The sequence below is a fragment of the Caulobacter soli genome (genome assembly GCF_011045195.1).
In the GTDB taxonomy this organism is placed as follows: domain Bacteria; phylum Pseudomonadota; class Alphaproteobacteria; order Caulobacterales; family Caulobacteraceae; genus Caulobacter; species Caulobacter soli.
In genome coordinates this window covers 2,783,710-2,807,614 of sequence record NZ_CP049199.1, presented here as the reverse complement: position 1 = coordinate 2,807,614, position 23,905 = coordinate 2,783,710, and the positions used below count along the sequence as shown (strand labels likewise).

Here is a 23,905-nt window from a genome sequence, read left to right as displayed (position 1 = left end):
GACATCGCGACGACGATACGGGTTGAGATCGGTCAAAGTCCATTTCCGCCGACGTGCGACAACGGCCGGCGTTCCGGTTCGGGACGACTTGCTTTAGGAAGCAAGGACTAAGGGCGAACCCCTATTCGGACGTTCGCGGATTGAATTTTGTCGGCGGCGGGCCCAAGTCCTCGCCGTGATGTCGATGAAGCTGAAGCGTGAGGACGGCGTGGGCGAGACCCCTGGAAACGACGGCGGTCTGGTCCGGCAGGCTCACAAGCTGACGATCGACCTGTCGACGCCCAGCCGCGCGATCTACTGGATCGACCTGACCCTGACGGCGACGGCGGCCTGGGGCGGCCTGGCCCTGACCGCGACGACCCACAGCCTGGCCGCCGGCCTGGTGGCGGGTCTGGTCGGTCTGCTGGCCCTCTATCGCGGTCTCAGCTTCATCCACGAGATCAGCCATCTGCGGCCCAAGGACGTGCCGGGCTTCCGCCTGGGGTGGAACCTGCTGTTCGGCGTGCCGTTGATGACGCCGTCGATGATGTACGAAGGCGTGCACAACCTGCACCACGCCAAGCAGCGCTTCGGCACCGCTCGCGACCCCGAATACCTGCCGCTGGAGCGTTATTCTGCCTTCAAGCTGGCGCTGTTCACGGCGATCTCGCTGCTGGCGCCGCTGGGCGTGATCCTGCGCTCGGGGATCCTGATTCCGCTGTCGTTCGTGTTCCCCGGCGTGCGCCGCCTGGTGAAGACCAAGCTGTCGGCCCTGGTGATCAATCCCGACTTCGTGCGCGAGGACAACGACAAGACCCGGCCTGACTGGCTGGCCCAGGAGCTGGGCTGCTGGCTGTGGTGCTGGGGCGTGGCGGCCGCCACGGTCGCCGGCTTCGTGCCGGTGCGCGTCGTGCTGACCTGGTTCGCCCTGTTCTCGCTGGCCACCTTCGTCAACCAGCTGCGGACCCTGGTGGCCCACTACTGGCACAACGACGGCGAGATGATGAGCTTCGAGGACCAGTTCCTGGACTCAGTGAACGTGCCGCCGCCGGCCATGCTGCCGTTCCTGTGGGCCCCGGTCGGCCTGCGCTACCACGCCCTGCACCACCTGCTGCCGCGCCTGCCGTACCACAATCTGGGCAAGGCCCACGCGCGGCTGTCGGCCCAGCTGGCGGCGACCTCTCCCTATCACCGGGTCGAGGAGAAGGGGTTGTTCGTGGCGCTGGCCAAGCTGTTCCGCCGCGCCGGCGTTTCGACGTCACCCCTGGCGGTCAAGGCCGACGCGATCGAACGCCAGAGCGCCTGACGGCTCCGGAGTCGGCAAGGACTGGCGCAAGGCCCAGGCCGCGCCGGTCAGCGACAGGGCGATCGCCGTCATGGTCCATTCCAGATGGCTGTCGGGTGCCGCCATCACGCGCGGAATGTGCAGCATGACGACGAAGCATCCCATCATCGTGGTCAGCAGGGTGGCGGCCAGTCGCGGCGCGACGCCGAACAGGATCGCCAGTCCCGCCGCCAGGTGACAGGTCCCGGTCGCATAGGCCCAGAACAGCGGATGGGGGATCCAGCCGGGCACCATCTTGGCGGTGAAGTCGGCATAGGCGAAATGGCTGAGGCCGAAGACCAGCGGGCATAGGCCGTAGATCAGCCGCGCGGCCAGGCGTAGCCGATCGTCCGGCGGTTGGGCCAGGCCGGCGAACAGGGCCAGGCCTCCGGCCGACATCGACAGGGTCTCGGCCACGCCCAGCCAGGACGCGACACTGCCGGGCGCGGCCGCCGTGTCCGGACCATGCAGGGCGACCCAGCCGAGATAGACCACGGCCAGGGCCGCGGCGGCGGGGCGGGCGGTGCGCGACCACAGGACGCCCAGGCCGAGCACCAGCATGACCGTCGCGCTGACCAGCGCCAGGGCGTAGTGGCCGGGCAGGTCCTTGGGCACGGGCTGCCACTGCAGGGCGAAGTCGCCGAAGACCAGGCCGATGACCCCCAGCGCGATGGCGCCGAGGCCGTAGGGAACGCCGTCGCGGTTCATGAACCCTCCCGTTCAGAGAGGGCGAGCTTGCCGCGCGGTCCAGCGGCTGACTTGGGGTTTGTTGCGCGAACGCCGCGAGCCGGGTTCTATGGTCGCGCCCACCGACGGAGACGCCGCATGTTCCGCGTCGAGACCCACGGCCCCGCCTTGCCCGCCCGCTCGTCGCTGTACGGCGCCGGCGAGGCGCGCTGCGCCACGCGCGACCCGACCGCGATCGAGAAGTGCTACGCCGGCCCGGTAATCGGCGTCGTGGTGGCGGGAACCTTCGACTATGCCGGTCGTCATGGCCGCGCCCGCGCCACACCCGGCGCCATCCTGATGGGCAACGCGGGCGAGAGCTTCGATTGCCGCCACCTGGACGCCGGCGGCAATCGGCGGGCGGTGATCGCCCTGCATCCGGATCTGCTGTCCGAGGTCGCCAACGACTGCGGGCTGGACGACGCCGACTTCGCGGTCTCGACCCTGGCTCCCTCGCGCGAGACCGCGCCGCTCTACGGCGCGGTGCGCCGGGCGGCCGGCGGGCTGCGACTGGACGAGGAGGGCGTGATCGACCTGGCGGCCAGCGCCTTGACCTTGGGCCGCCGCACCCGCCCGGTCGCGACATCCGAAGCCGAGCGTCGCCGCATCCGCGACGTGGTCCGCCATCTGGACGTCGCCTATGCCGAGCCCTGCGGATTGGAGACCCTGGCGGCGATGGGCCAGGTCAGCCGCTTCCATTTCATCCGGCTGTTCCGGCAGGTGACCGGCGAAAGCCCGCGCCAGTACCTGATCGGCGCGCGCCTGCGGGCCGCCGCCGACCGGCTGACCGACACCGCCGAACCGATCACCCACATCGCCTTCGACATCGGCTTCAACGACATCTCGCACTTCAACGCCACGTTCCGCCGGGCCTTTGGGTTGTCGCCCACCGCGTGGCGGAAGACGGCTTAGTTGCTGAGCCAAATGCACTTGGGTACGATTTCACCGCTTCGCAGGACCTGATCGCATGTGGCCATTTCGAAAACGAACAGCACCGGCGATCTCATGGTTCAGCGGTGAAAGCGCGGAGATGAACGCCGCCATCGCCGAAGCTCAGGAGGGCTTTCCTCGGTTCAAGGCGGCGGTCGCCGGACAAGGCGGCGGCCCGGCGATCGAGGTCGCGCTGGTCAAGTATGGCTTCGCGGCCAAGACCAAGGGCGCGGAGGTCGAGCACGTCTTCCTTGGGGACGTGCATGCCAAGGACGGCGTGTTGTGGGGCGTGGTCAACGCGGACCCGGTCTATACCGACGAGGTTTCGGAGGGCGACGCGGTCATGATCGAGGACGCGCGTGTCTCCGATTGGCTCTACGTCATCGATGGCAGAGGGATCGGCGGCTTCACCTTCAAGCTGATGTGGAAGACGTTCTCGCCGCTGGAGAAGGCCGCCTACCGCGCTCAACCTCCCTTCCTGTGGCTGGCGCACCAGCTTTTCGACTAGAGGCGTTGGCCGCCCAACGCGGTCACCACCGTCTCGCACAGCCGATGTGTTTCCAGGGCGTCCAGCGCCGACAGCCGGCGGCCGTCGCGCACGGCGGCCAGGAAGTGCTCGCACAGCCCTTCGAAGCCGCGCTGGCGGCCGACCGAGGTCCAGTCGCCACGCCGCGTCAGGTGGTCCTGGGCCGACTGGTCGATCACCTGGGCCATGTCGACGATCCGCCGCTTGGCGCCCGCGCCCGAGACCTCCAGCGTTTCCTCGTTGGCGCCGCTGACCCGGTTCATGATCCCCAGAGCGTCGCGGCCTTCGCCGGAAAGCGACAGGGCCACGTGCCGCAGCAGCCCGCCCTCGATGCGGCCGTGCACCCGCGCGTCGGTCGCGCCGGGAGCCAGGAACCGCAGGGTGTCGACCACGTGGATGAAGTCGTCGAACACCACCCGGCGCGTCTCGTCGGCCTGGTCGGCGCGGTTCTTCTGCATCACGACCAGCGGCAGATCGAGGCCGGCGGCGTCCTGGTAGACCGGGGCGAAGCGGCGGTTGAAGCCGACCATCAGCGACACGCCCCGCGTTTCGGCCAGGTCGACCAGGGCCTCGCTGTCGGCGGCGTTGTCGGCGATGGGCTTGTCGACCAGCGTCGGCACGCCGGCCTCCAGCAGGCGGCGGACGATGTCGGGATGGGCCGCCGTGGCCGCGTGGACCAGAGCGCCGTCCAGGCCCTCGGCCAGGGCGGCGTCCAGTTCCGTGTGCAGCCGCTCGATCCGCCAGGCCGCGCCCAGCTCGGCCAGGATCTCGGTGTTGCGCGTGACGAAGGTCAGCTCGATGTCTCGCCGCGGGCCGAGAACGGGCAGGTAGGCCTTTCGGGCGATGTCGCCCAGCCCGATCATGGCGACGCGGAGGGGGGCGGTCATGGCGCGCGAAGGTCCGTCAACAGGTGGTCGGCCAGGGCGCCAGCGTCCCAGGATTCCCCGCGCGGGGCGAGGAACAACGGCGCGCCCTGCAGGAACGGGATCAGAGCTTGGGCCGTCTGGTTCAAGTCGGGCGCATCCAGGCTCTGACTCATCACCACGGCGGCGACCCGGGCGTTGGCGGCGCGCAGGGCGACCAGGGCGGTCAGGACGTGGCTGATCGTGCCCAGATACGAGCCCGCCACCAGCAGCACCGGCGCGCCCACGGTAGCGATCATGTCGAGATTGGTCTCGCCATCGGTCAGGGGCGACATCACCCCGCCGGCCCCCTCGACCAGCAGCAGGCCGTCGCGAACCTCGGCGGCGCGAGCCATGGCGTCGATGACCATGTCGTCCAGCACCAGGGTTTCGCCCTCCAGCCGCGCGGCGATATTAGGCGACAGCGGGGCGAGGTAGCGGCGCGGCGCGATGCGGAACACGCCGCCGGGATCACCCAGGGCGGCGGCCAGCCGGGCCGGGTCGCTGCCGGCCGCGTCCTTGGGATCGAACCCGCTGACCACCGGCTTGAAGGCGTCGACGACCGCGCCCCGGGTCTTCAGCGCACGGATCAGGGCGCAGCTGACATAGGTCTTGCCGATGTCGGTGCCCGTGCCGGTGACGAACAGGGCGGGCATCAGTCGGCGGCCTTGACGTAGGGCTTCACCAACGCGGCCAGGCGGGCGATCTCGGCGTCGGGATGGTCGGCGCTGAAGGCGATGCGTAGGCGGGCCTCGCCGGCCGGGACGGTTGGCGGGCGGATGGCCACGACCAGGAAGCCCTCGGCCTCCAGGGCGCGCGAGGCGTCCAGGGCGTCCTGGGCCTCGCCGATGATCACCGGCACGATCGGGCTGATCGCCTTGGGCAAGCCGGCAGCCTTGGTGAAGGCCTGGGCCTTGGCCAGGGGCAGGGCGGTCAGGGCCGGATCGCCCTCGATGATGTCCAGGGCCGCCAAGGCGGCGGCGACGGCGGCCGGCGGTAGGCCGGTGGTGTAGACCAGGGTGCGAGCCCGGGTCTTGAGCAGGTCGACCACGGCTTGCGAGCCGCACACATAGCCGCCGTACGAGCCCAGGGCCTTGGACAGGGTGCCCATCTGGAACGGGACCTGGGCCTCGGGGAACAGGGCCGCCGAGCCCTTGCCCTCCGCCAGCACGCCCACGCCATGGGCGTCGTCCGACAGCAGCCAGGCGTCGTTGGCCTCGCAGACCGCCGACAACCAGTCCAGCGGGGCGATGTCGCCGTCCATCGAGAACACCCCGTCGGTGGCGACGATGGCGTGGCGATAGCTGGACCGATGCTCGGCCAGCAGCTCGGCCAGATGGTCGGTGTCGTTGTGGGCGAACGGGATGATCCTGGCCCCCGACAGCTGGGCGCCGGCCCAGATGCAGGCGTGGGCCAACTCGTCGACCAGCACCAGGTCGCCCTTGCCGGCGAAGGTGGGGATCACGCCGGTGTTGGCCAGATAACCCGAACCGAACAGCGCGCAGGCTTCCGTGCCCTTCAACCGGGCCAGCCGGGCCTCAAGCTCCGAGAACAAAGGATTGTCGCCGGTCACCAGTCGCGAGGCGCCCGAGCCCGAGCCATGGGTTTCGATCGCGGCCTGGGCGGCGGCCTTGACCGCCGGGTGCTGGGACAGACCCAGATAGTCGTTGCAGGAGAAGGACAGCAGCTTGCGGCCGTCGCGTTCGACGATGGCCCCGGCGGAACGCTGGGTGGGCTTGAGGCGGCGCATCAGGCTGGCCGCTTCGAGGCGTTCGATCTTGTCGGCCGCGTAGGTGTCGAGACTGTGCATCAAGGTTCCTGTTTGCCCCTCGCAGCGGGAGGGCATAGGCAGTGCGCCCGCTCTAGGCAACGAAGGATCGCCCCCATGACCGCTGAAAGCCCCGACTGGCTGGTGGCTGGCGCGCCTCACGTCTGGCGGCCCTATTGCCAGATGAAGACCGCCCGACCGCCGCTGCCGGTGGTTTCCACGCGAGGGTCGCGGCTGATTCTGGACGACGGGCGCGAGTTGGTCGACGGCCTGGCCTCGTGGTGGACGGCCTGTCACGGCTACAACCATCCGCATATCGCCCAGGCGGTGCGCGATCAGCTGGAGCGGATGCCGCACGTGATGTTCGGTGGCCTGGCCCATGAGCCGGCCTATCGCCTGGCCAAGCGTTTGGCCGACATCCTGCCGGGCGACCTGAACCACGCCTTCTTCGCCGAGTCGGGCTCGGTGGCGGTCGAGATCGCCATGAAGATGGCGCTGCAGTTCCATATCAACCAGGGCCGGCAAGGGCGCACGCGGTTCCTGTCGTTCCGGGGCGGCTATCACGGCGACACCCTGGCGACGATGACGGTCTGCGACCCGGAGGAGGGCATGCATAGCCTGTTCTCCGGCGTCATGCCGAGCCAGGTGATCGCCGACCTGCCGGTGGACACTGCTTCGGAAGCCGCGCTCGACGCCCTGCTGGCGCAGCGGGGCGGGGAGATCGCCGCGATCCTGACCGAGCCGCTGGTGCAGGGCGCGGGCGGCATGCTGTTCCACGATCCCGAGGTGCTGCGCCGCCTGCGCCGGGCCGCCGACAAGCACGGCGTGCTGCTGATCTTCGACGAGATCTTCACCGGCTTTGGCCGCACGGGCGAGTTGTTCGCCATGCAGGCGGCGGGGGTCGAGCCCGACATTGTCACCCTGTCCAAGGCCCTGACCGGCGGGACCCTGCCGCTGTCGGTCGCCGTGGCCTCGACCAGGGTGTTCGAGGCTTTTTGGTCCGACGAAGCCGGGGCGGCGTTGATGCACGGCCCCACCTACATGGGCAACGCCCTGGCCTGCGCCGCCGCCAACGCTTCGCTGGACCTGTTCGAGGACGGCGCCTGGCGCATGAACGTGGCGCGGGTGTCGGCGGCCTTGGCCAAGGGGCTGGAGCCGGTGCGGACCGCGCCGGGCGTGGTCGACGTGCGGGTGCTGGGCGCGATCGGGGTGATGGAGTTCGACGCGCCGGTGGCCGTCGGCGCCCTGTGCGACGCCTTCGCCGCCGAGGGGGCGTGGATTCGGCCGATGGGCAAGACCGTGTACCTGACCCCGGCCTTCACGACGCCGGACGCGGATCTGGAGATCCTGTTCGCGGCGATCCGCAAGGTGATCGGGGCGGGCGGGGTTGAAGGATCGGGCGGGGTCTGATCCAAGCGGGACCATGTCTTCCAGCACGCCCCAGAACGGCCCGTTGTCAGGTCTCGAACGCCTGGCGATCGCCGCGATCATCCTGGTCTGGGGGCTGAACAACTGCGCGGGCAAGGTGGCGACCGCGCAGCTGCCGCCGATGATGGTCGGGACATTGCGCTTCGCCTTCGCCCTGGCCTTCCTGTTTCCGTTCCTGAAACCACCGCTTCCCTGGTCGAAGCGCCTGGTGGCCATCTGCCTGCTGACGGGACCGATCCACTTCGGCGTCATCTATATCGCGTTCGGCATGGCCAAGTCGTTGAGCCCGCTGGTGGTGGCCAACCAGCTGTGGATCCCGTTCACGGCCCTGTTCGCCTGGAAGATGCTGGGCGAGACCATGAAGCCCCTGGCCGTCGCCGGCCTGGTCGTGGCTTTCGCCGGCGTGGCCTGGATGAGTTTGGACCCGCATGGCGCGGCCGATCTGCCGGCCATCGTGCTGGTGCTGATCGCCAGCGCCTGCTGGGCGTTCGCCACGGTGCTGGTGCGCCAGACCCCCGGCGCCAAGCCCTTGCAGGTCCAGGCCATGACCGCCGTGGTCGCCGCGCCGGTCCTGCTGGCCATGTCGTTCGGCTTCGAGCCGCACGTGGTGGAACGGGTGCAGGCCGCCCAGCCGATCGCCTGGGCCTGCGTGGCCTTCGCGGGCGTGGTCTCGACCATCGGGGCCAGCGCCCTGCTGTTCTGGCTGGTCCAGCGGCGCGAAGCGGGGCGGGTGACGCCCTATTTCCTGCTGACGCCGCTGGTGTCGTGCACCATCGGGGTGCTGTTCATGGGCGACAAGCTGTCGCCGCAGCTGGTGATAGGCGCGGTGGCCACCCTGGTCGGCGTGGCGCTGGTGGCCCTGACCGCGAAGAAGGCCGCCCCGCCCGAGGGCGAGGCGACCTAGAGGCATTTCGCTAATAGGGATCTACGGACGAGGAGTGCCGCGCCGCGACGCCGTAGGTGACGAATATCGAGAAAAACCCCGTCACGCTCATCACGTCGCCCAGCGCGGCATCAAGCCCGTGAAGGGACAACCACCTGCCGAGCGCTGGCAATCCCAGAGCCGCCGCGACTCCTGTGAACAGGAGGGCGAAACCTTCGAGGCTGACCGGTGAAAGCAAAAAGCCTAGCCGTCGCACAAACCAGATTGAATGACCGGCCTTGTTTTTCATTGGCTTTCCCTGAGTTCGGTATGGTGAGCTACTTCACCACCCCGCAGGCCACTCGCGCGCCGGCCCCGCCGATCGGCTGGGTCTTGTAGTCGTCGGGGCTGGCGTGGACGACGATCGACGAGCCGTCGGCGTCGAGCAGGGCGGGGCGGCCGCCCGCGCCGTTCAGCGACACCAGCGGCGAGAACAGTTCGGCCGTCGCCGCGCCGTCGGAAGAGACGAACAGGTTGGGCAGGTCGCCGTTGTCGTTACCGTCCGGGTTCAGCAGGCCATGGACGACCGTGGTGGTCGTGTGGACGTGGGCGCCGGCCGATTTGAAGTCCGGCGTGCCGCAATCGCCCTTCTCGTGGAAGTGCAGGCCGTGCCAGCCCGGCGTCAGGCCCTTGGCCTCGATCCGCAGCAGCACGCCGTGCGGCGCCTCGGTCAGGGTGGCGGTTCCGATCGTCTTGCCGTCCGCGCCCTTCAGCTCGGCGGTGGCGGCTTGAGCGGTGGTCGCGGCGGCGATCAGGCCGAAGGAGAGGGCGAGGGCGGTCAAACGCATGTGAAACTCCCGGATTGCCCCAAGGAACATGGGGGTTAGGGCCGCGAAGGTGGCGTCTTGGCGAGGGGAATGCTAACTGTTTTTGACGGTTCCGTGTTCGATTCTGACGGCGAAAAATTCCCTTGAGCGACGATCAAAACACTATCCCCGGGTCCCCGGCCTCGCCGGCGTCTCGCGGGGACGTTACCCCCATCAATATCGAGGACGAACTGCGCCGTTCGTATCTCGACTATGCGATGAGCGTGATCGTCAGTCGGGCCCTTCCGGACGCCCGCGACGGGCTGAAGCCGGTGCACCGCCGCGTGCTGTTCTCGATGCACGAGCAGGGCCAGACGCCCGAGCGGCCCTACGTCAAGTCGGCCCGCGTGGTCGGTGACGTCATGGGTAAGTACCACCCGCACGGCGACGCCTCGATCTACTTCACCCTGGTGCGCATGACCCAGTCGTTCTCGATGGGCCTGGTGCTCATCGACGGCCAGGGTAACTTCGGTTCCGTCGACGGCGACATGCCCGCCGCCATGCGTTACACCGAGTGCCGCATGGCTCCGCCGGCCATGTCGCTGCTGGCCGACCTCGACAAGAACACCGTCGACTTCCAGGACAACTACGACGGCAAGGAGCAGGAACCCGTCGTCCTGCCGTCGCGGATCCCCAACCTGCTGGTCAACGGCGCGGGCGGCATCGCCGTCGGCATGGCCACCAACATTCCGCCGCACAATCTGGGCGAGGTGATCGACGCCTGCCTGCTGATGATCGACGACCCGAGCGTCACCACCGATCAGCTGCTGGACCTGGTGCCGGGCCCCGACTTCCCGACCGGCGGCGAGATCATCGGCCGCGCCGGCCCCCGCCAGGCGCTGCTGACGGGCCGCGGCTCGGTGATCATGCGCGGCCTGGCCACGGTGGAAGAGATCCGCACCGGCCGCGAAGCCATCATCATCACGGCCATTCCCTATCAGGTGAACAAGGCTAACCTGGTCGAGTACATCGCCGAAATGGTCCGCGATAAGCGGATCGAGGGCGTGTCCGACATCCGCGACGAGTCCAACCGCGACGGCATGCGCATCGTGGTCGAGCTGAAGCGCGACGCCTCGGGCGAGGTGATCCTCAACCAGCTCTACCGCTTCACGGCGCTGCAAAGCTCGTTCGGCGTCAACATGCTGGCCCTGAACCGCGGCCGCCCCTCGCAGATGGGCCTGCGCGAGCTGATCGAGATCTTCGTTAATTTCCGCGAAGAGGTCGTGGTCCGACGCACCAAGTTCGAGCTGGGCAAGGCGCGCGACCGCGGCCACGTCCTGGTCGGCCTGACCATCGCCGTCGCCAATATCGACGAATTCATCCACATCATCCGCTCGTCCAAGGATCCGACCGAGGCCCGCGAGCGCCTGGTGGCCAAATCCTGGCCGGCTGGCGACATGCTGCCGCTGGTCGAGCTGATCGCCGACCCGCGCACGGTGCAGGAAGAGGGCGGCCTGATCCGCCTGACCGACGAGCAGGCCCGCGCCATCCTGGCCCTGACCCTGTCGCGCCTGACCGGCCTGGGCCGTGACGAGATCGGCAACGAGGCCGCCACCCTGGCCGAGGCCATCAAGGGCTATCTGGACCTGCTGTCGGACCGCGCCAACATCATGGCCGTGGTCCGCGAGGAGCTGGTCGAGGTGCGCGACAAGTTCGCCATTCCGCGCCGCTGCCAGATCGTCGACGGCGACGCCGACGTGGAAGACGAGGACCTGATCGTCCGCGAGGACATGGTCATCACCGTCACCCTGGGCGGCTACGTCAAGCGCACCCCGCTGGCCGCCTATCGCACGCAGCATCGCGGCGGCAAGGGCAAGTCGGGCATGGCCACCAAGACCGAGGACGCGGTCACCCGCGTGTTCTCGGCCTCGACCCACGCCCCGCTGCTGTTCTTCACCTCGGGCGGCAAGGTCTACAAGATGAAGGTCTGGCGTCTGCCGCAAGGCGTCGCCAACAGCCGCGGCAAGGCGTTCGTCAACCTGTTGCCGATCGAGCCGGGCGAAACCATCACCTCGATCCTGACGCTTCCGGAGGACGAGGCCACCTGGGACGGCCTGGACGTGATGTTCGCCACCCGTTCGGGCAGCGTGCGTCGCAACAAGCTCAGCGACTTCGTGGACGTGCGCCGCAACGGCAAGATCGCCATGAAGCTGGACGAAGGCGACGGCATCGTCGGCGTGGCCGTCTGCGACAGCAGCAAGGACATCCTGCTCAACACCGCCTCGGGCCGCTGCATCCGCTTCTCGACCGACGAAGTGCGGGTGTTCGCCAGCCGTGATTCCACCGGCGTGCGCGGCGTGCGCCTGGCCGATGGCGACAGCGTCATCTCGATGAGCGTGCTGCGCAATGTCGACGCCACCCCGGCCGAACGCGCCGCCTACCTCAAGCACCAGCGGGCCTTGGCCCGCGCCCTGGGCGAGGAAGGCGACGAGGCTCCGGCCGCGGCGGAAGAGGGCGAGGAAGAGGGCGGCGAGGCCAGCCTGACGCCGGAACGCATCGCCGAACTGGGCGCGGCCGAGGAAATCCTGCTGACGGTGTCGTCGGAAGGCTTCGGCAAGCGCACCAGCGCCTACGACTATCGCCGCACCGGCCGTGGCGGCCAGGGCCTGACGGCCCAGGATCTGTCCAAGCGCGGCGGCAAGCTGGTGGGCTCGTTCCCGGTCGAGGACAGCGATCAGATCCTGCTGGTCACCGACGCCGGTCAGCTGATCCGCGTGCCTGTTTCGCAAATTCGTGTTGCAGCGCGGAATACTCAAGGCGTAACCATCTTCCGCACGGCGAAGGACGAACATGTCGTCAGCGTCGAGCGTCTCGCCGAAACCGGCGGTGACGACAGCACGGGCGATGAAAACGAGGCGGACGAGACCTCGTAAGCGACCCACGGGAAGGGCCAGCGAGCTTAGGCTCGGGTGAGGAAAAGCATGCGGATCGGTCTCTATCCGGGCACGTTTGACCCGGTCACCAACGGGCACCTCGACATCATCGGTCGGGCGGTCAAGCTGGTCGATCGGCTGGTGATCGGGGTGGCGGTGAACATCGGCAAGGGGCCGCTGTTCTCGCTGGAGGAACGGGTGGAAATGGTGCGCCGCGAAACGGCTCACCTGACCAAGATCGCCGAGATCGAGGTCCGGCCGTTCGACAGCCTGCTGATGCACTTCGCCCGCGAGGTCGGGGCCCAGATGATCGTGCGCGGCCTGCGGGCCGTGGCCGACTTCGAATACGAATTCCAGATGACGGCCATGAACCAGCAGCTCGACCGCGAGATCGAGACCGTGTTTCTGATGGCCGATCCGCGCCACCAGGCCATCGCCTCGCGCCTGGTCAAGGAGATCGCGGCCTTGGGCGGCGACGTCCACAAGTTCGTGCCGCCGGGCGTGGCCGAGCAACTGCTGGGCAAGCTGGCGAAGTAGGGGCGGTCGGCCGGACCGCCCTCCAAAAGGAACTCCTGGCGCTTTCCGGCGACCTAGGCGCTTTCCTTGGTCGCCTTCTCGTACAGCGCCGCGCGGCTTTCCTCGAGCAGGAGAAGTCGCGCCTTGGAGGCGTCGTCACGTTCGTCGGCGATCTTCCTGAGCAGAACCGCGGCCGCTTGCAGATAGGCCGTGAGCTCGTCGCCGGTGATGTACTTGCCGCTGAGACGGTTCAGCTTCGAACGACCCTCGGCGAAACTGCGGTTGAAGGCGTCGGAGACCAGGTACACCGCGCGCCATTGACCGCTCTGCCGGATGAAGAACCCGTCGGTCGTCTTGATCAGCTGCCGCAGTACGGCCCTGCCGATGGACGACCCGGCGGCCACGCGATTGGCCCTGGCGATCTCGTTGTTCGCCTCCTCGGCGACCTGGTCCATGAAGTCGGCGAACGATTTGAAGAAGAACGCGATCTCCTCGACGATCTCCTTGGTGCGCTTTAGCGCGCTCAGGCTGATGTTGAGCGACTTGATCGCCAGCTTGATCGTTTCGTCCTTGGAAAGCTTGCCTTTCATGAGGGCGGTGATCCTCACCAGCTTGGCCGCCTGCTCGCGCCGCTCCCGCTCGTAGGCCTCGGCCTTGTCCAGCATCCTCATCTGGATTTCACGCAGTCCGGCCGCTTCGTCCTTCTGCGCCTGTGACAGCTCGCCAAGTCCCTGGGCCAGGGCCTTCAGCGAATCCTGAAGCCCGGACAGCACGCCGACCAGCATCCGGGTCTTCTTCTGGGCCGCTTCCAGCTCGGTCTTGGCCTCCTTCAGTCGCCGCCTGATCGCCTTGACCGCCTCGCCGTCCGTGGGCTGCTCGACGGCCTCTTCGGAGGTGTCGGCGTCGACCTGCGTCTCATCCTCCTCCTGGGCCTTGGTGAGGTCCCTGCGCAGGCCTTCGACCCTGTCCTCGATTTCGCCGACCTTCTTTTCCGCGAGCGTCAGCTCCTTCTTGGTCTGGGCGATGTCCTTCTTGGTCTGGATGGTTTCGGCGGTGACGTCGGGTTTCGGGGTGTCGCCCGCGCCCTCATCCTCGCCGCCGGCCTCGGTCGTCTGTCTCAAGGTGTTCAAGGTGGAGGCGGCGATCACCGACGCGCCGCCCGTGGCGGCGCCGCCGGCCGCCATGGCGATCGGCGGGATGGCCGCGGCCACCACCTGGGCGCCGATCTTGACGATCTGCATGATGAACGCCCGCTGCTCGGCGGTGGTGGCGCGCTCCTCGTACTGGCGCGCCCTGGCCTCGAACTTCTGGACCTCCTCCCTCAGGTCCCGGACCAGGGAGTCCAGTTGTTCGCGTTCGGCGTTGGCCTCGTCGATTTCGTCCTGAAGGGCCTGCTGATCGATCAGGCGGCGGCCGAGCGCCCGCTCGCTGACCTCCGACGCCGAAGCGGTCTCGACGATGATGCGGTCATACGATTCCGCGATCCGCAGCAGCCGGTCCTTGATGGCCGTGGCCCGGGTCTTGATGTCGGTGGCCAGCTCCAGCAGGTCGCCGGTGACGAAGGCCTTGACGAGGTCGGCCTTCTGCTCCTCGCGCGCGTCCAGCCAGACGGGCAACATGTCGTCCAGAACGCTGATGACGTTGGTGGCCGTGCGCATCGCGTCGGCCATCGTCCGCTCGCTCTCGCCCTGCGCCAGGATCAGCTTGTCCATGATCGCGGAGATCTTGACGCGGATTTCGCCTTCCTCCTGCGGGGTGGTGTTGTAGGCGATGTAGAGAAGGTCGATGGCGTTGTCGGTGTCGGTCTTCGCGCGGCCGACGTTGTACGTGCCCTCGATCTTCTGGACGTAGAGCTGAACCAGCCGGCTGTCCCGGCGGACCAGTTCGAGCGGTTCCCTGGCGCGGATCTTCTCCACCTCATCCTCGATGCTGTCCGAGAGCAGCGCGGCTTGGCTTCTGAAGGGGACGGGGTCGGACATGGTTTGCTCCTGTCGGGACAAATTCAGGTTGGCTATCGGAAGCAGGTCGCGAACTGCTGTTCGGTCAGGATCGTCTTGGCGTGAGCGAGAACGGCGTCCGACTTGCGGGTGGCCTCGTCCACCTGGGCGGCCAGGGTTCGAACCCTTCGGGCGCCCGGCGCCCGGCCGACGCCCTTCGCCTCGCGCAGGGCGTCGGCGAATTCGTCCAGCAGCACCTTGTTGTCGTGAACCTCGGGCCTGAGGACCGCCAGGGTCGCCTGCAGGCGGCTGATCGAGGCCTCGGCTGCCCGGATTTCCCGCTCGGTCCGGGCGGTGTCTTCCTGGGTTCTGGCCAACGCCTCGGCGCTTTGGCGGTAGTTCTCGTTGGCTTGCGTCATGCCCGCTTCGGCGTCTTGAATGCGGCGGTAGGCAACGTTGATCTCGTTGTCGTTCCTCTGGATCAGGCCCGTGATCTCTCCGATCTCCTTTGAGAGATCGCACATGAAGCCAAAGGGACCGAACTGGCGCTTGCACTCGCGAAGCGCATGTTCCTTGGCCGCTCTGTAGGCCAGGAGCCTGTCGAGTTCCTGCCTGATCTGGTCGTATCGAGTTCGCTCTTCGTCATACAGCCGCCGGAAGCCTTCATAGGCTTCTCTTTGCTGGGCGGTCTGGGCTTCAAGGTCTCGCCTGTGCGTGACAAGTTCGCCCAGACGTCGCTGGTCCGCGTCGCGCTCCTTCACGAGCGCCGCGTCTTGCTGTTCGAAACAGACCACCCGCCCGGCGACGACCGATTGGGCGGCGCGCGCGGTGTCCAGCTTCTGCTCGAATTCCTTGATCGCCGCCGGCGTCAACGCTTCCTGGGGAAGGGCCCAGGCCGGTGATTGCGCCAGGCCCAGCCCCGTCAGCAACCCGATCAGCCACGCCAGTGTCGCGGCGGTTCGGCGGATCGCCGACGCGGCGCCGCGACGCCCCATCGGATGCGCGGACGGTCTTTCGCCGGATGATAGCCGAACCATGGATCCCCCTTGGATATCTGACGCCGCGAAGCGGCTTGTTCTCGTTTGGGGCTGATCGCCCTGAGACGAGCCGTCTCGGAAAGATCGGGTCGGGCCGTCGCGACGGATCTCGCGGCGCCGGCCTATGGGCGATTTGGGTTGAAGGGGTTCACCGGAACGGTTCCGCCGCAGCTTGTGACCGCGTTCTTCAAGGTCGTGATCTGATGTCTGTGACCGGCGTCGATCTGGGCGAAGCATTCGCTGGTGCTGCGGCGGGCCTGCAGGCAGCGCAGGTTCTTGGTGACAAAGTCGGCCTTGTCTCTGTCGCGGGTCACCCGGGTGCACATGTAGGCGTAGGGCGGCCCGGAGATGCTTCCGCAGGCCGTGACCTGCGACTGATGTCGCTGAGCGCACTGCTGGGCGGTGCAGCGATCGGGCGCGGCGCTGGCGCACTGAGCGACAGCCGCGTTCGCGCAGAAGACCAGGATCGCCCCGGCCGTGGATGCGATGGCGGCGACAACGATCGGACGCATGGTTCCCCCCATCGAGCAGGCTCTCGGACCTCTAGGACCGTGGCGTCAGCGCAAATCGCGCCTCGATTGTTGTCGGCGCCCAGTTCTCGTATGGAGATTATTGGGATCTATCCCGGAGCGAGTCAACCAAAGGGTGCGGTGTGTATTGCAGCATCCATGGAGGGTGATTGGGCCGACTTCGCGCGCGGGGCGCTTGCGAAGTCGAACTCGGAACTTCACCCCAAACTCGCCGGAATCTTCAGCTCTAACGCGCGCCCACTTGTCGTGCGGGCGGCGGCGTTCTACGCCGTCACCAGTCTATTCGGGGATCTCCATGAAGCTTGCGTCCATCGCCGCCGTCCTGGCGCTTACCGTGGCCACCGCCGCCAGCGCCCAATCGGCCTCCGACTGGCGTACGCCCGACCCCGAGAACATCCTGGTGGTCGACACCAACAAGGGCCGGATCATCGTCGAACTGTCGCCCGAGACGGCGCCGAACCACGTGGCGCGGGTGCGCGAACTGGCCAAGGCCCACTTCTACGACAACCTGACCTTCTTCCGCGTCATCGACAGCTTCATGGCCCAGACGGGCGACCCGAAGAACGACGGCACCGGCGGTTCGGATCAGCCGAACCTGGCGGCCGAGTTCCTGTTCCGGCGTGGCGCCGGCTACGTGCCGGCCGGCAAGTCCGGGTCCACCGAGATGGGCTTTGTCGGCGCGATGCCGGTCTACAGCCAGAACAGCGCCCTGGCGGCCATGACCGCCGACGGCAAGGTGGCCGGCTGGGGCGCGTTCTGCCCCGGGGTGCTGGGCATGGCCCGCGCCAACGATCTGGACAGCGCCAACAGCCAGTTCTTCTTCATGCGCCAGCACTACGCCTCGCTGGAAAAGACCTACACGCCGTTCGGTCGCGCCCTGACGGGCATCGAGGCCATTCGCGCGATCAAGGTGGGCGAGCCGGTGGCCGCGCCGCAGGACAAGATGCTGACCGTCCGGGTGCTGTCCGACATGCCCGCCGCCCAACGTCCCAGCATCCAGGTGATGGACACCCGCTCGGCCGCCTTCGCGGCGCTGGTCGAGAAGAAGCGGACCGAGATGGGCGCGGCCTTCGGGCCGTGCGACGTCACCATTCCCGTCCAGGTGAAAGAGGCGCAGGCGAAATGATGATCCGTCCTCTGGTCGCCGTGCTCGCGGGCTTCGTCACGGTCGCGCCGCCCAAGGCGGCCGAGTGGCGGACGCCGGCGCCCGAGGACGTGGTGGTGATCGACACCAACAAGGGCCGGATCATCGTCGAGCTGGTCCCCGAGGTCGCGCCCGGCCATGTGGCGCGCTTTCAGGAGCTGACCCGCGAGGGCGTCTATGACGACCGCACCTTCTTTCGGGTGATCGACCGCTTCATGGCCCAGACCGGCGATCCGGACGACACGGGGGAGGGCGGTACGAAAAAGCCCAATCTCAAGGCCGAGTTCACCTTCCGCCGGGACGCCTCGACGCCGTTCGCGGCCACCGCCGCCCCGGCCGGGACCGAGGTCGGGTTCCTCAAGTCGCTGCCGGTCGTCAGCCAGGCCTGGAGCTGGGCCGAGGCCACGTCGGACAAGAAGGTCTCTGCGTGGGGGACCTATTGCCCCGGCGTGGTCGGCGAGGCCCGCGACGAGGACGTCAATTCGGCTAACAGCCAGTTCTTCCTGATGCGCCAGCCCTATCCCTCGCTGGACAAGCGCTACACCGCCTACGGCCGCGTGCTGAGCGGCCTGGACGTGGTCCGGGCCATCAAGACCGGCGAGCCGGTGGCCAAGCCGCAGGACCAGATGCTGAAGGTGCGCCTGCTCTCCGACATCCCGGCGGCCGAGCGTCCGAGCGTCCGCGTGGTCGATACGGCAAGCGCCTGGTTCAAGGCCGAGGTGGCCCGCAAGCGCGCCGCGCGAGGCGCCGACTTCTCGGTCTGCGACGTCGATCTGGCCGTGGATATCCGCTAGATTGTAAACTGGGCTGTGACAATTGATCCGCCCTCGGGCGCATCCGAGCGGTTTCCCCCTTATGGAAAGCGGGTTAGAAGCCTTTCCGACTCCATTGCCTCCCCCCAAAAGCTTTAAGGGATGACCATGTCGGCCGACCTCGAAAACACCCTGCTGCTGACGCTCGAGACCGGGCCTGTCACGATCAAGCTGCGTCCCGACCTGGCGCCTGGCCACGTCGACCGGATCAAGGAACTGGTCCGCGAAGGCTTCTATGACGGCGTGGTCTTTCACCGCGTGATCCCGGGCTTCATGGCCCAGGGCGGCGATCCGACCGGCACCGGCCGCGGCGGTTCGGCCAAGCCGGACATCAAGGCCGAGTTCTCCAAGGAGCCGCACGTGCGCGGCATTTGCTCGATGGCCCGCACGCCCGATCCGAACTCGGCCAACAGCCAGTTCTTCATCGTGTTCGACGACGCCACCTTCCTGGACAACCAGTACACCGTCTGGGGCCAGGTGGTCGAAGGCATGGAGAACGTCGATTCCCTGCCGACCGGCGAGCCGCCGCGCACGCCGGGCAAGATCCTCAGCGCCAAGATCGCCGCCGACGCCTAAGCGCGACGGGATTGGAATTGAAAAGGCCCCGGGAGACCGGGGCCTTTTTGCTGGGCGTCAGCGCGCCAGCGTCACCACGACGGGCCGGTGGTCGGAGCCCAGGCTGGGGCCGCGCTCGACCTTGACGGTCTTCCAGGCTTTGCCGGCATAGACGTGATCGATCGGCAGGATCGGGAAGGGAGATCCGGTCACGCGCGAGAAACGGCCGGTCGGCCAGCTGGCCAGGGCGCGGGTGCGTCGCTCCAGTCCGAGCGCCTTGTCCTGACGCCGCAGGCTCCACGACCACGGCGTGGAATTGAAGTCGCCCGTCACGATCAGGCTGTCGCGGGGAAACGGCTTGAGCAGGCTGATCAATCGCCGGCTCTGCGCCAGCTGCGATCCGGCGGGAAGGGGCCAGGTATAGTGGGTGGCCGCCACGGTGAAGTCGCCGTCCGGACGTCGCAGCGTGGCCCAGGCGCCGGGCAGGCCTCTGCCATCCTGGTAGAAGCCACGACGCGCGACGATCGGCAGGCGGCTGAAAATCCAGGTGTCGCAATAGCGATCACCGTCGCAGGACACGGCGTAGGGATAGACCTTGCGCAGCGCCATGACGATGGACCACGATTGCCCGCCGGCCTCTTCCAGCATCACCACGTCGGCGTTCTGGGCGCGGATCCAGTTCAAGGTCTCCTGCGGATCGTGGTTCTCGGCCCAAACGTTGAACTGGATCAGCTTCAGAGGACGGGCTTCAGGCGTCTTGGCGGGAGAGCGGGCCGCGGACAGCAGCTCGGGCGCCATCAGCAAGCCGATGGCGATGATCGCCGTCGCCGACAGGCCGATGATCGCCTTGCGCTCGGCCTCGTGTGTAAAGACCGCGCCGAGGACGAGGCCCGCCACGCCACAAGCCAGCCAGATGGGCGCCAGATGAGTCAGCGCGTCGAGCTTGCCGCTGAACATCCCGCCCCAACAGGCCAGGCCAGCAAGGCCGCCGACCAAGCCGAACATCAGGGCGGTGCCACGCAGGAACAGGCTGGCGAGGTTCAGGATCAAGCGCATCGAGTCTGGCCTTAGCACGCCCGCATGACGTTCGCGCGCGGCTTAATCGCCGCCGAAATACTGGAAGCTGAGATTGCGGAATTGTTGGTCGCCGACCTGCAAGTCGCCCTTGAGCACGGGTTGCGGTTCGCCGGGACCGTCGGCCTTGGCGGCCTGCAAGGCTTCCAGGTCGAAGGCGCCGGTGAAGGTCACCTGGCCGAGGCGGGGATCGACGCCGTGGAAGCTGACTTCCTGGCCGTCCACGCGATAGGCCGTCGGCATCACCCGCAGCGAGACGGTGTGAGAGGTCTGGCCCAGTTCGTTCCGCGCCGTCGGGCTGGTGACGTCGTCGAACGCCAGGAAGATCGGTGCGTAGGTGGCGGGGCGTTTGCCGGTTTCCCAGTCGGCGAAGTCGCTGGCCTGGCCGATGTTCAGCGAGGTCAGTTTCAGGTCACCGGACTGGATGGTCGTGTCGGTGAAATAATAGCCGAAGCTGTCCAGCGCCGGGTCGTGCGAGAAGGTCACGGGCGTGGGCGGCGTCGCGGCCGGCGCGGTGGACGGCGCCGGGGCCGTCTCCGGTTTGCGGGTTTCGGTCGCGGGCTTGCAGGCGGCGACGAGCATGCAGGCGCAGAGGACCGACAGGCGGCGGATCGTGACGGTCATGGTTCCCCCCGTGAGACGTCGAGACGGCAGGATGGCGGCGGAACACGCGGTTTGTCCATCGAGGCTTGGCCGGAGACGCGGCGCCAGGACGCTTGACCTCGACGCCCCGCCGTGGCCTTGAAGCCGCCCCATGCGCCTGTCCGACTTCGATTTTCACCTGCCCGACGCGGCGATCGCCCTGCGGCCGGCCGAACCGCGGGATTCCGCGCGCCTGCTGGTCGTTCGACCGGGGCAGGATCTCGAAGACCGGATCGTGCGCGATCTGCCCGATTTCCTGCGCCCGGGCGACGCCCTGGTCTTCAACGACACCCGCGTGATCCCGGCCCGGCTGATGGGCCTGCGGGCGGGGCGCGGGACCGGCGGCGGCGACGGATCGCCGGTGGCGGTCGAGGCTACCCTGCATCGGCGGATCGCGCCGGACCGCTGGGTCGCCTTCATGCGTCCCGGCAAGCGTCTGAAGGAAGGCGACCGCATCGCCTTCGGCCATGACGCGGACCGCGCCTGCCAGGCCGGCATGCTGGACGCCACCGTCGTGGCCAAGCATGAGGGCGGTGAGATCGAACTGGCCTTCGACTTCGCCGGCGTCGACCTGGACCTGGCCGTCGCCGCCCACGGCGAGATGCCGCTGCCGCCCTATATCGCCGCCAAGCGGGCCGAGGACGACCGCGACCGCGCCGACTACCAGACCGTCTATGCCCGCGAGGACGGCTCGGTGGCCGCCCCGACCGCCGGCCTGCACTTCACGCCCGACCTGCTGGAGCGGCTGAAGGCCCGGGGCGTCAGCCTGCACTTCGTCACCCTGCACGTGGGCGCCGGCACCTTCCTGCCGGTCAAGACCGACATCGTTTCCGAGCACAAGATGCACGCCGAGTTCGGCGAGGTGCCGGCCGCTGTCGCCGACGCCCTGAACGCGGCCCGCGCCGCCGGTGGCCGCATCGTCTGCGTCGGCACCACATCCTTGCGCCTACTGGAAAGCGCCACGGGCGAGGACGGCGTGATCAAGCCGTTCGCCGATGAGACCGCGATCTTCATCACCCCCGGCTACCGCTTCCGCGCCGCCGACGTGCTGATGACCAATTTCCACCTGCCCAAGTCGACCCTGTTCATGCTGGTCAGCGCCTTCGCCGGCCAGGCCGAGATGAAGTCGGCCTACGAACACGCGATCGCCACCGGCTATCGCTTCTATTCCTATGGCGACGGCAGCCTGCTGTTCCGAGCCGAACCCGAGCAAAGCTGATGGTCGCCTTTCCCTTCGAGATCTCGGCCACCGACGGCGCGGCCCGCACCGGAGTGCTGAAGACCCCGCGCGGCGACATCCGCACGCCGGCCTTCATGCCCGTGGGCACCGCCGCCACGGTCAAGGCCATGACCGTCGACCAGGTCAAGGACACCGGCGCCGACATTATCCTGGGCAACACCTATCACCTGATGCTGCGGCCCACCGCCGAGCGCATCAAGCGCCTGGGCGGGCTGCACAAGTTCATGCGCTGGGACAAGCCGATCCTGACCGACAGCGGCGGCTTCCAGGTGATGAGCCTGTCAGGGATCAGCAAGGTCACCGAAGAGGCCGTCACCTTCTCCAGCCATATCGACGGCTCCAAGCACGTGCTCAGCCCCGAGCGGTCGATGGAGATCCAGGCCGATCTGCTGGGCAGCGACATCGTCATGCAGCTGGACGAATGCGTGGCCTGGCCCGCCGAGGAGAAGCGAGCCCGCGAGGGCATGGAGCTGTCGGCGCGCTGGGGCAAGCGCTCCAAGGCCGCGTTCGGTACGCGCGACAGCCAGGCCCTGTTCGGCATTCAGCAAGGTTCGACCTTCCGTAATCTGCGCCAGGAGTCGTCCGAGCGTCTGCAGGAGATCGGCTTTGACGGCTACGCCCTGGGCGGGTTGGCGGTCGGGGAGGGGCATGAGGCCATGTGCGAGGTGCTGGACTACGCGCCGGCCATGCTGCCCGCCGATCGTCCGCGCTACCTGATGGGCGTGGGCAAGCCCATCGATCTGGTGGAAGCGGTCTATCGCGGCGTCGACATGTTCGACTGCGTGCTGCCCACCCGCTCGGGTCGTCACGGTCAGGCCTGGACCTGGGACGGGGCGATCAACATCAAGAACGCCCGCTACGCCGAGGACGAGGATCCGCTGGACCCGACCAGCGATTGCCCGGCCAGCCGCGACTATTCCAAGGCCTATCTGCGCCACCTGTTCAAGGCCGAGGAGATCCTGGGCCAGGTGCTGCTGTCCTGGCACAACATCGCCTTCTTCCAGGCCCTGACGGCGGCCATGCGCGCGGCGATCGCCGAAGGTCGGTTCGAGCAGTTCCGGCGCGACTTCGCCGCGCGGCAGCTGGGCGGGTAGGGCGGTCGACCCCGGAATCCCTCCCTCAAAGAGAGAGGGCATTCATCGGCCGGGCCCCTACCACATCTTGTAGAACGGCTTTTTCTTCTTCGCTGGCGGCTCCGCCGGCTGAGCGGGCGGCGCATCGACCACCGGCGCGTCGGCCGCGGGGGCGTCCACAACCGGCGCATCGGCGGCTGGGGCGTCCTTCTGCCAGGGGAAACGCGCCTCGACCACAGGGCCGGCGGGCTTGGCCAGGTGTTGGGGCGTGGCCGGCGGGTTGCAGCCGCGAGCCTCGCCCAGGCCCTTCAGATAGGCGCGGCGGATCGCGCCGGAGGCCACGGCGTGCTGCACCAGCTTGTCGTGCTTCTCGGCCCCGCTCAGCTTGCGCACCCAGCCGCGCATCGGGATCAGGTCCTGGGCGGCGCTGGCCATGGCCCCGAAGGCGGCCGAACCGGCCATGCGCTTGCTGCGGTCCATCAGGTCTTCGTCGTCCTCGGGCGGACGCCGGTCGACATCCTCGCCCAGGGCCAGGTCCAGCGGCGCGACCATCATGATCAGGGTCTCGCAGTTGATCTTCTTGCCGGGCGGGCGAGCGTAGGGATCGGCCATGGCCTCCAGCAGGACCGGCGGGATCTTGGTGCGCACCAGGTTCATGTCGCGCAAGGGCGCTTGGGCCGCGCCGGTGATGCCGTCCTTGTTGGCGTCGGAGCTGGTCTGGATCTTCTGCGGCGGAGGCTCGGACTTGGACGCGCAGGCGCCCAGCAACGGAACGGCGACGGCGAGAAGCACGAGACTGCGCATGCCGCCAACCTAACGCCACTCCGAGGCGTTCGTCATCTCCCCCGCTATGCGAAAGCGCGCTTGCGACACGAGCGCCCCCCGACTATGTTCCGCGCCGCTTCCACCGGCTGCCCGCCGTGTCGATGCGGGCCGGTAGCTCAGTGGTAGAGCATTCGACTTTTAATCGAATGGTCCTGGGTTCGAATCCCAGCCGGCCCACCAACCTCTCCGTTGTTATGATTGACTAAAATCACCGCTTCGGCGGCGTCCGCGGACGCTTGCCGAGGGCCCGGACCCAAGGCGCGCCGGCCCGCCGCCGACCCAGATCATCCCTCTAGGGAGCGGAGAGGGACGAATCAGTTCCCGGATGGATTTGCG

The 23,905-nt window shown here is 68.0% G+C and carries 24 protein-coding genes and 1 tRNA gene; 13 read left to right on the top strand and 12 right to left on the bottom strand.

The window, feature by feature from the left end:
- Positions 1 to 178 precede the first annotated feature (178 nt).
- Complete coding sequence (locus tag G3M62_RS13050; protein WP_165187644.1) at positions 179 to 1,285, top strand: fatty acid desaturase family protein; 1,107 nt, start codon at positions 179 to 181, stop codon at positions 1,283 to 1,285.
- Here G3M62_RS13050 and G3M62_RS13045 read toward each other — a convergent pair.
- Positions 1,238 to 2,011: a DoxX family membrane protein gene (locus tag G3M62_RS13045; protein WP_165187642.1), complete on the bottom strand. Its 774-nt coding sequence runs from the start codon at positions 2,009 to 2,011 to the stop codon at positions 1,238 to 1,240. The genes G3M62_RS13050 and G3M62_RS13045 overlap by 48 nt on opposite strands.
- Before the next feature lie 117 nt (positions 2,012 to 2,128).
- On the opposite strand from G3M62_RS13045, the gene G3M62_RS13040 reads away from it, so the two are divergent.
- Entirely contained in the window at positions 2,129 to 2,941 is an 813-nt protein-coding gene (locus G3M62_RS13040) for a helix-turn-helix transcriptional regulator (protein WP_165187640.1), read from the top strand.
- 118 nt (positions 2,942 to 3,059) lie between these two features.
- Positions 3,060 to 3,467, top strand: a complete 408-nt coding sequence (locus tag G3M62_RS13035) for a DUF2314 domain-containing protein (RefSeq protein WP_165187638.1) — start codon at positions 3,060 to 3,062, stop codon at positions 3,465 to 3,467.
- Here the strand turns inward: G3M62_RS13035 and G3M62_RS13030 are convergent.
- Genes G3M62_RS13030 through bioF form a run of 3 tightly spaced genes read right to left on the bottom strand, consistent with a single transcriptional unit; the run spans position 3,464 to position 6,197 of the window.
- Positions 3,464 to 4,372 (bottom strand): Gfo/Idh/MocA family protein, encoded by a 909-nt coding sequence (locus tag G3M62_RS13030; RefSeq protein ID WP_165187636.1) that lies wholly within the window; start codon positions 4,370 to 4,372, stop codon positions 3,464 to 3,466. The genes G3M62_RS13035 and G3M62_RS13030 overlap by 4 nt on opposite strands.
- Positions 4,369 to 5,043, bottom strand: a complete 675-nt coding sequence (gene bioD / locus G3M62_RS13025; RefSeq protein ID WP_165187634.1) for a dethiobiotin synthase — start codon at positions 5,041 to 5,043, stop codon at positions 4,369 to 4,371. The genes G3M62_RS13030 and bioD overlap by 4 nt, the downstream gene beginning before the upstream one ends.
- Positions 5,043 to 6,197 carry an 8-amino-7-oxononanoate synthase gene (gene bioF / locus G3M62_RS13020; protein WP_165187632.1) on the bottom strand — a complete coding sequence of 385 codons (1,155 nt, stop codon included), beginning with the start codon at positions 6,195 to 6,197 and terminating at the stop codon, positions 5,043 to 5,045. Before bioF ends, bioD begins: the two co-directional genes overlap by 1 nt.
- 75 nt (positions 6,198 to 6,272) lie before the next feature.
- Here bioF and G3M62_RS13015 point away from each other — a divergent pair, with 75 nt between their 5' ends.
- Both G3M62_RS13015 and G3M62_RS13010 read left to right on the top strand, forming a co-directional pair.
- On the top strand, positions 6,273 to 7,565 hold the full coding sequence (locus G3M62_RS13015) for an adenosylmethionine--8-amino-7-oxononanoate transaminase (RefSeq protein WP_165187630.1): 1,293 nt from the start codon (positions 6,273 to 6,275) through the stop codon (positions 7,563 to 7,565).
- 13 nt (positions 7,566 to 7,578) lie between these two features.
- Entirely contained in the window at positions 7,579 to 8,487 is a 909-nt protein-coding gene (locus tag G3M62_RS13010; RefSeq protein WP_165187628.1) for a DMT family transporter, read from the top strand.
- Positions 8,488 to 8,497: 10 nt separating this feature from the next.
- On the opposite strand, the gene G3M62_RS13005 is transcribed toward G3M62_RS13010, so the two are convergent.
- Together G3M62_RS13005 and sodC are read right to left on the bottom strand one after the other, a co-directional pair.
- Entirely contained in the window at positions 8,498 to 8,755 is a 258-nt protein-coding gene (locus tag G3M62_RS13005) for a hypothetical protein (protein ID WP_165187627.1), read from the bottom strand.
- A 28-nt stretch (positions 8,756 to 8,783) separates the two neighbouring features.
- Positions 8,784 to 9,293 carry a superoxide dismutase[Cu-Zn] gene (sodC, locus tag G3M62_RS13000; protein WP_165187624.1) on the bottom strand — a complete coding sequence of 170 codons (510 nt, stop codon included), beginning with the start codon at positions 9,291 to 9,293 and terminating at the stop codon, positions 8,784 to 8,786.
- 122 nt (positions 9,294 to 9,415) lie between these two features.
- Between sodC and gyrA the strand changes: the two genes are divergently transcribed.
- The gene (gene gyrA, locus G3M62_RS12995; protein WP_165187622.1) at positions 9,416 to 12,184 is read left to right on the top strand and encodes a DNA gyrase subunit A; all 2,769 of its coding nucleotides are present in this window, start codon (positions 9,416 to 9,418) and stop codon (positions 12,182 to 12,184) included.
- Positions 12,185 to 12,232: 48 nt separating this feature from the next.
- The gene (gene coaD, locus G3M62_RS12990; protein ID WP_165187619.1) at positions 12,233 to 12,721 is read left to right on the top strand and encodes a pantetheine-phosphate adenylyltransferase; all 489 of its coding nucleotides are present in this window, start codon (positions 12,233 to 12,235) and stop codon (positions 12,719 to 12,721) included.
- Positions 12,722 to 12,774: 53 nt separating this feature from the next.
- Here the strand turns inward: coaD and G3M62_RS12985 are convergent, their stop codons facing one another.
- The 3 genes from G3M62_RS12985 to G3M62_RS12975 form a co-directional block, all read right to left on the bottom strand.
- A complete protein-coding gene (locus tag G3M62_RS12985; RefSeq protein WP_165187616.1) occupies positions 12,775 to 14,679 on the bottom strand; it encodes a tyrosyl-tRNA deacylase in 1,905 nt (634 codons plus the stop codon).
- A gap of 32 nt (positions 14,680 to 14,711) precedes the next feature.
- Positions 14,712 to 15,632, bottom strand: a complete 921-nt coding sequence (locus tag G3M62_RS12980; protein WP_165187613.1) for a hypothetical protein — start codon at positions 15,630 to 15,632, stop codon at positions 14,712 to 14,714.
- 164 nt (positions 15,633 to 15,796) lie between these two features.
- Entirely contained in the window at positions 15,797 to 16,186 is a 390-nt protein-coding gene (locus tag G3M62_RS12975) for a hypothetical protein (protein ID WP_165187610.1), read from the bottom strand.
- 313 nt (positions 16,187 to 16,499) lie between these two features.
- Here G3M62_RS12975 and G3M62_RS12970 point away from each other — a divergent pair, with 313 nt between their 5' ends.
- The 3 genes from G3M62_RS12970 to G3M62_RS12960 all read left to right on the top strand — a co-directional run bounded on the left by G3M62_RS12970 (position 16,500) and on the right by G3M62_RS12960 (position 18,736).
- Positions 16,500 to 17,330 carry a peptidylprolyl isomerase gene (locus G3M62_RS12970; RefSeq protein ID WP_165187608.1) on the top strand — a complete coding sequence of 277 codons (831 nt, stop codon included), beginning with the start codon at positions 16,500 to 16,502 and terminating at the stop codon, positions 17,328 to 17,330.
- Positions 17,330 to 18,142: a peptidylprolyl isomerase gene (locus G3M62_RS12965; protein ID WP_165191310.1), complete on the top strand. Its 813-nt coding sequence runs from the start codon at positions 17,330 to 17,332 to the stop codon at positions 18,140 to 18,142. The genes G3M62_RS12970 and G3M62_RS12965 overlap by 1 nt, the downstream gene beginning before the upstream one ends.
- Positions 18,143 to 18,268: 126 nt before the next feature.
- On the top strand, positions 18,269 to 18,736 hold the full coding sequence (locus G3M62_RS12960) for a peptidylprolyl isomerase (RefSeq protein ID WP_165187606.1): 468 nt from the start codon (positions 18,269 to 18,271) through the stop codon (positions 18,734 to 18,736).
- A gap of 57 nt (positions 18,737 to 18,793) precedes the next feature.
- On the opposite strand, the gene G3M62_RS12955 is transcribed toward G3M62_RS12960, so the two are convergent.
- Positions 18,794 to 19,771, bottom strand: a complete 978-nt coding sequence (locus tag G3M62_RS12955) for an endonuclease/exonuclease/phosphatase family protein (RefSeq protein WP_165187604.1) — start codon at positions 19,769 to 19,771, stop codon at positions 18,794 to 18,796.
- A 42-nt stretch (positions 19,772 to 19,813) separates the two neighbouring features.
- A complete protein-coding gene (locus G3M62_RS12950; RefSeq protein ID WP_165187602.1) occupies positions 19,814 to 20,413 on the bottom strand; it encodes a hypothetical protein in 600 nt (199 codons plus the stop codon).
- Positions 20,414 to 20,543: 130 nt separating this feature from the next.
- Between G3M62_RS12950 and queA the strand changes: the two genes are divergently transcribed.
- Complete coding sequence (gene queA / locus G3M62_RS12945) at positions 20,544 to 21,650, top strand: tRNA preQ1(34) S-adenosylmethionine ribosyltransferase-isomerase QueA (RefSeq protein ID WP_165187601.1); 1,107 nt, start codon at positions 20,544 to 20,546, stop codon at positions 21,648 to 21,650.
- Positions 21,650 to 22,765 (top strand): tRNA guanosine(34) transglycosylase Tgt, encoded by a 1,116-nt coding sequence (gene tgt, locus G3M62_RS12940; protein WP_165187599.1) that lies wholly within the window; start codon positions 21,650 to 21,652, stop codon positions 22,763 to 22,765. The genes queA and tgt overlap by 1 nt, the downstream gene beginning before the upstream one ends.
- A 57-nt stretch (positions 22,766 to 22,822) precedes the next feature.
- Here the strand turns inward: tgt and G3M62_RS12935 are convergent, their stop codons facing one another.
- Positions 22,823 to 23,548: a hypothetical protein gene (locus G3M62_RS12935; RefSeq protein ID WP_165187597.1), complete on the bottom strand. Its 726-nt coding sequence runs from the start codon at positions 23,546 to 23,548 to the stop codon at positions 22,823 to 22,825.
- Positions 23,549 to 23,674: 126 nt separating this feature from the next.
- Between G3M62_RS12935 and G3M62_RS12930 the strand changes: the two genes are divergently transcribed.
- Positions 23,675 to 23,749, top strand: a tRNA-Lys gene (locus G3M62_RS12930).
- Positions 23,750 to 23,905 lie beyond the last annotated feature (156 nt).

Bases quoted from the DNA above. Each gene is read 5' to 3' on its own strand.
- G3M62_RS12935 (WP_165187597.1), bottom strand. From the start codon at position 23,548: ATGCGCAGTCTCGTGCTTCTCGCCGTCGCCGTTCCGTTGCTGGGCGCC.
- G3M62_RS12980 (WP_165187613.1), bottom strand. From the start codon at position 15,632: ATGGGGCGTCGCGGCGCCGCGTCGGCGATCCGCCGAACCGCCGCGACA.
- G3M62_RS13040 (WP_165187640.1), top strand. From the start codon at position 2,129: ATGTTCCGCGTCGAGACCCACGGCCCCGCCTTGCCCGCCCGCTCGTCG.
- tgt (WP_165187599.1), top strand. From the start codon at position 21,650: ATGGTCGCCTTTCCCTTCGAGATCTCGGCCACCGACGGCGCGGCCCGC.
- G3M62_RS13015 (WP_165187630.1), top strand. From the start codon at position 6,273: ATGACCGCTGAAAGCCCCGACTGGCTGGTGGCTGGCGCGCCTCACGTC.
- G3M62_RS12975 (WP_165187610.1), bottom strand. From the start codon at position 16,186: ATGCGTCCGATCGTTGTCGCCGCCATCGCATCCACGGCCGGGGCGATC.
- G3M62_RS13050 (WP_165187644.1), top strand. From the start codon at position 179: ATGTCGATGAAGCTGAAGCGTGAGGACGGCGTGGGCGAGACCCCTGGA.
- sodC (WP_165187624.1), bottom strand. From the start codon at position 9,293: ATGCGTTTGACCGCCCTCGCCCTCTCCTTCGGCCTGATCGCCGCCGCG.
- G3M62_RS13010 (WP_165187628.1), top strand. From the start codon at position 7,579: ATGTCTTCCAGCACGCCCCAGAACGGCCCGTTGTCAGGTCTCGAACGC.
- G3M62_RS12965 (WP_165191310.1), top strand. From the start codon at position 17,330: ATGATCCGTCCTCTGGTCGCCGTGCTCGCGGGCTTCGTCACGGTCGCG.
- coaD (WP_165187619.1), top strand. From the start codon at position 12,233: ATGCGGATCGGTCTCTATCCGGGCACGTTTGACCCGGTCACCAACGGG.
- queA (WP_165187601.1), top strand. From the start codon at position 20,544: ATGCGCCTGTCCGACTTCGATTTTCACCTGCCCGACGCGGCGATCGCC.
- bioD (WP_165187634.1), bottom strand. From the start codon at position 5,043: ATGCCCGCCCTGTTCGTCACCGGCACGGGCACCGACATCGGCAAGACC.
- G3M62_RS12970 (WP_165187608.1), top strand. From the start codon at position 16,500: ATGAAGCTTGCGTCCATCGCCGCCGTCCTGGCGCTTACCGTGGCCACC.
- G3M62_RS12985 (WP_165187616.1), bottom strand. From the start codon at position 14,679: ATGTCCGACCCCGTCCCCTTCAGAAGCCAAGCCGCGCTGCTCTCGGAC.
- G3M62_RS13030 (WP_165187636.1), bottom strand. From the start codon at position 4,372: ATGACCGCCCCCCTCCGCGTCGCCATGATCGGGCTGGGCGACATCGCC.
- G3M62_RS13045 (WP_165187642.1), bottom strand. From the start codon at position 2,011: ATGAACCGCGACGGCGTTCCCTACGGCCTCGGCGCCATCGCGCTGGGG.
- G3M62_RS12960 (WP_165187606.1), top strand. From the start codon at position 18,269: ATGTCGGCCGACCTCGAAAACACCCTGCTGCTGACGCTCGAGACCGGG.
- G3M62_RS13005 (WP_165187627.1), bottom strand. From the start codon at position 8,755: ATGAAAAACAAGGCCGGTCATTCAATCTGGTTTGTGCGACGGCTAGGC.
- G3M62_RS13035 (WP_165187638.1), top strand. From the start codon at position 3,060: ATGAACGCCGCCATCGCCGAAGCTCAGGAGGGCTTTCCTCGGTTCAAG.
- G3M62_RS12950 (WP_165187602.1), bottom strand. From the start codon at position 20,413: ATGACCGTCACGATCCGCCGCCTGTCGGTCCTCTGCGCCTGCATGCTC.
- G3M62_RS12955 (WP_165187604.1), bottom strand. From the start codon at position 19,771: ATGCGCTTGATCCTGAACCTCGCCAGCCTGTTCCTGCGTGGCACCGCC.
- bioF (WP_165187632.1), bottom strand. From the start codon at position 6,197: ATGCACAGTCTCGACACCTACGCGGCCGACAAGATCGAACGCCTCGAA.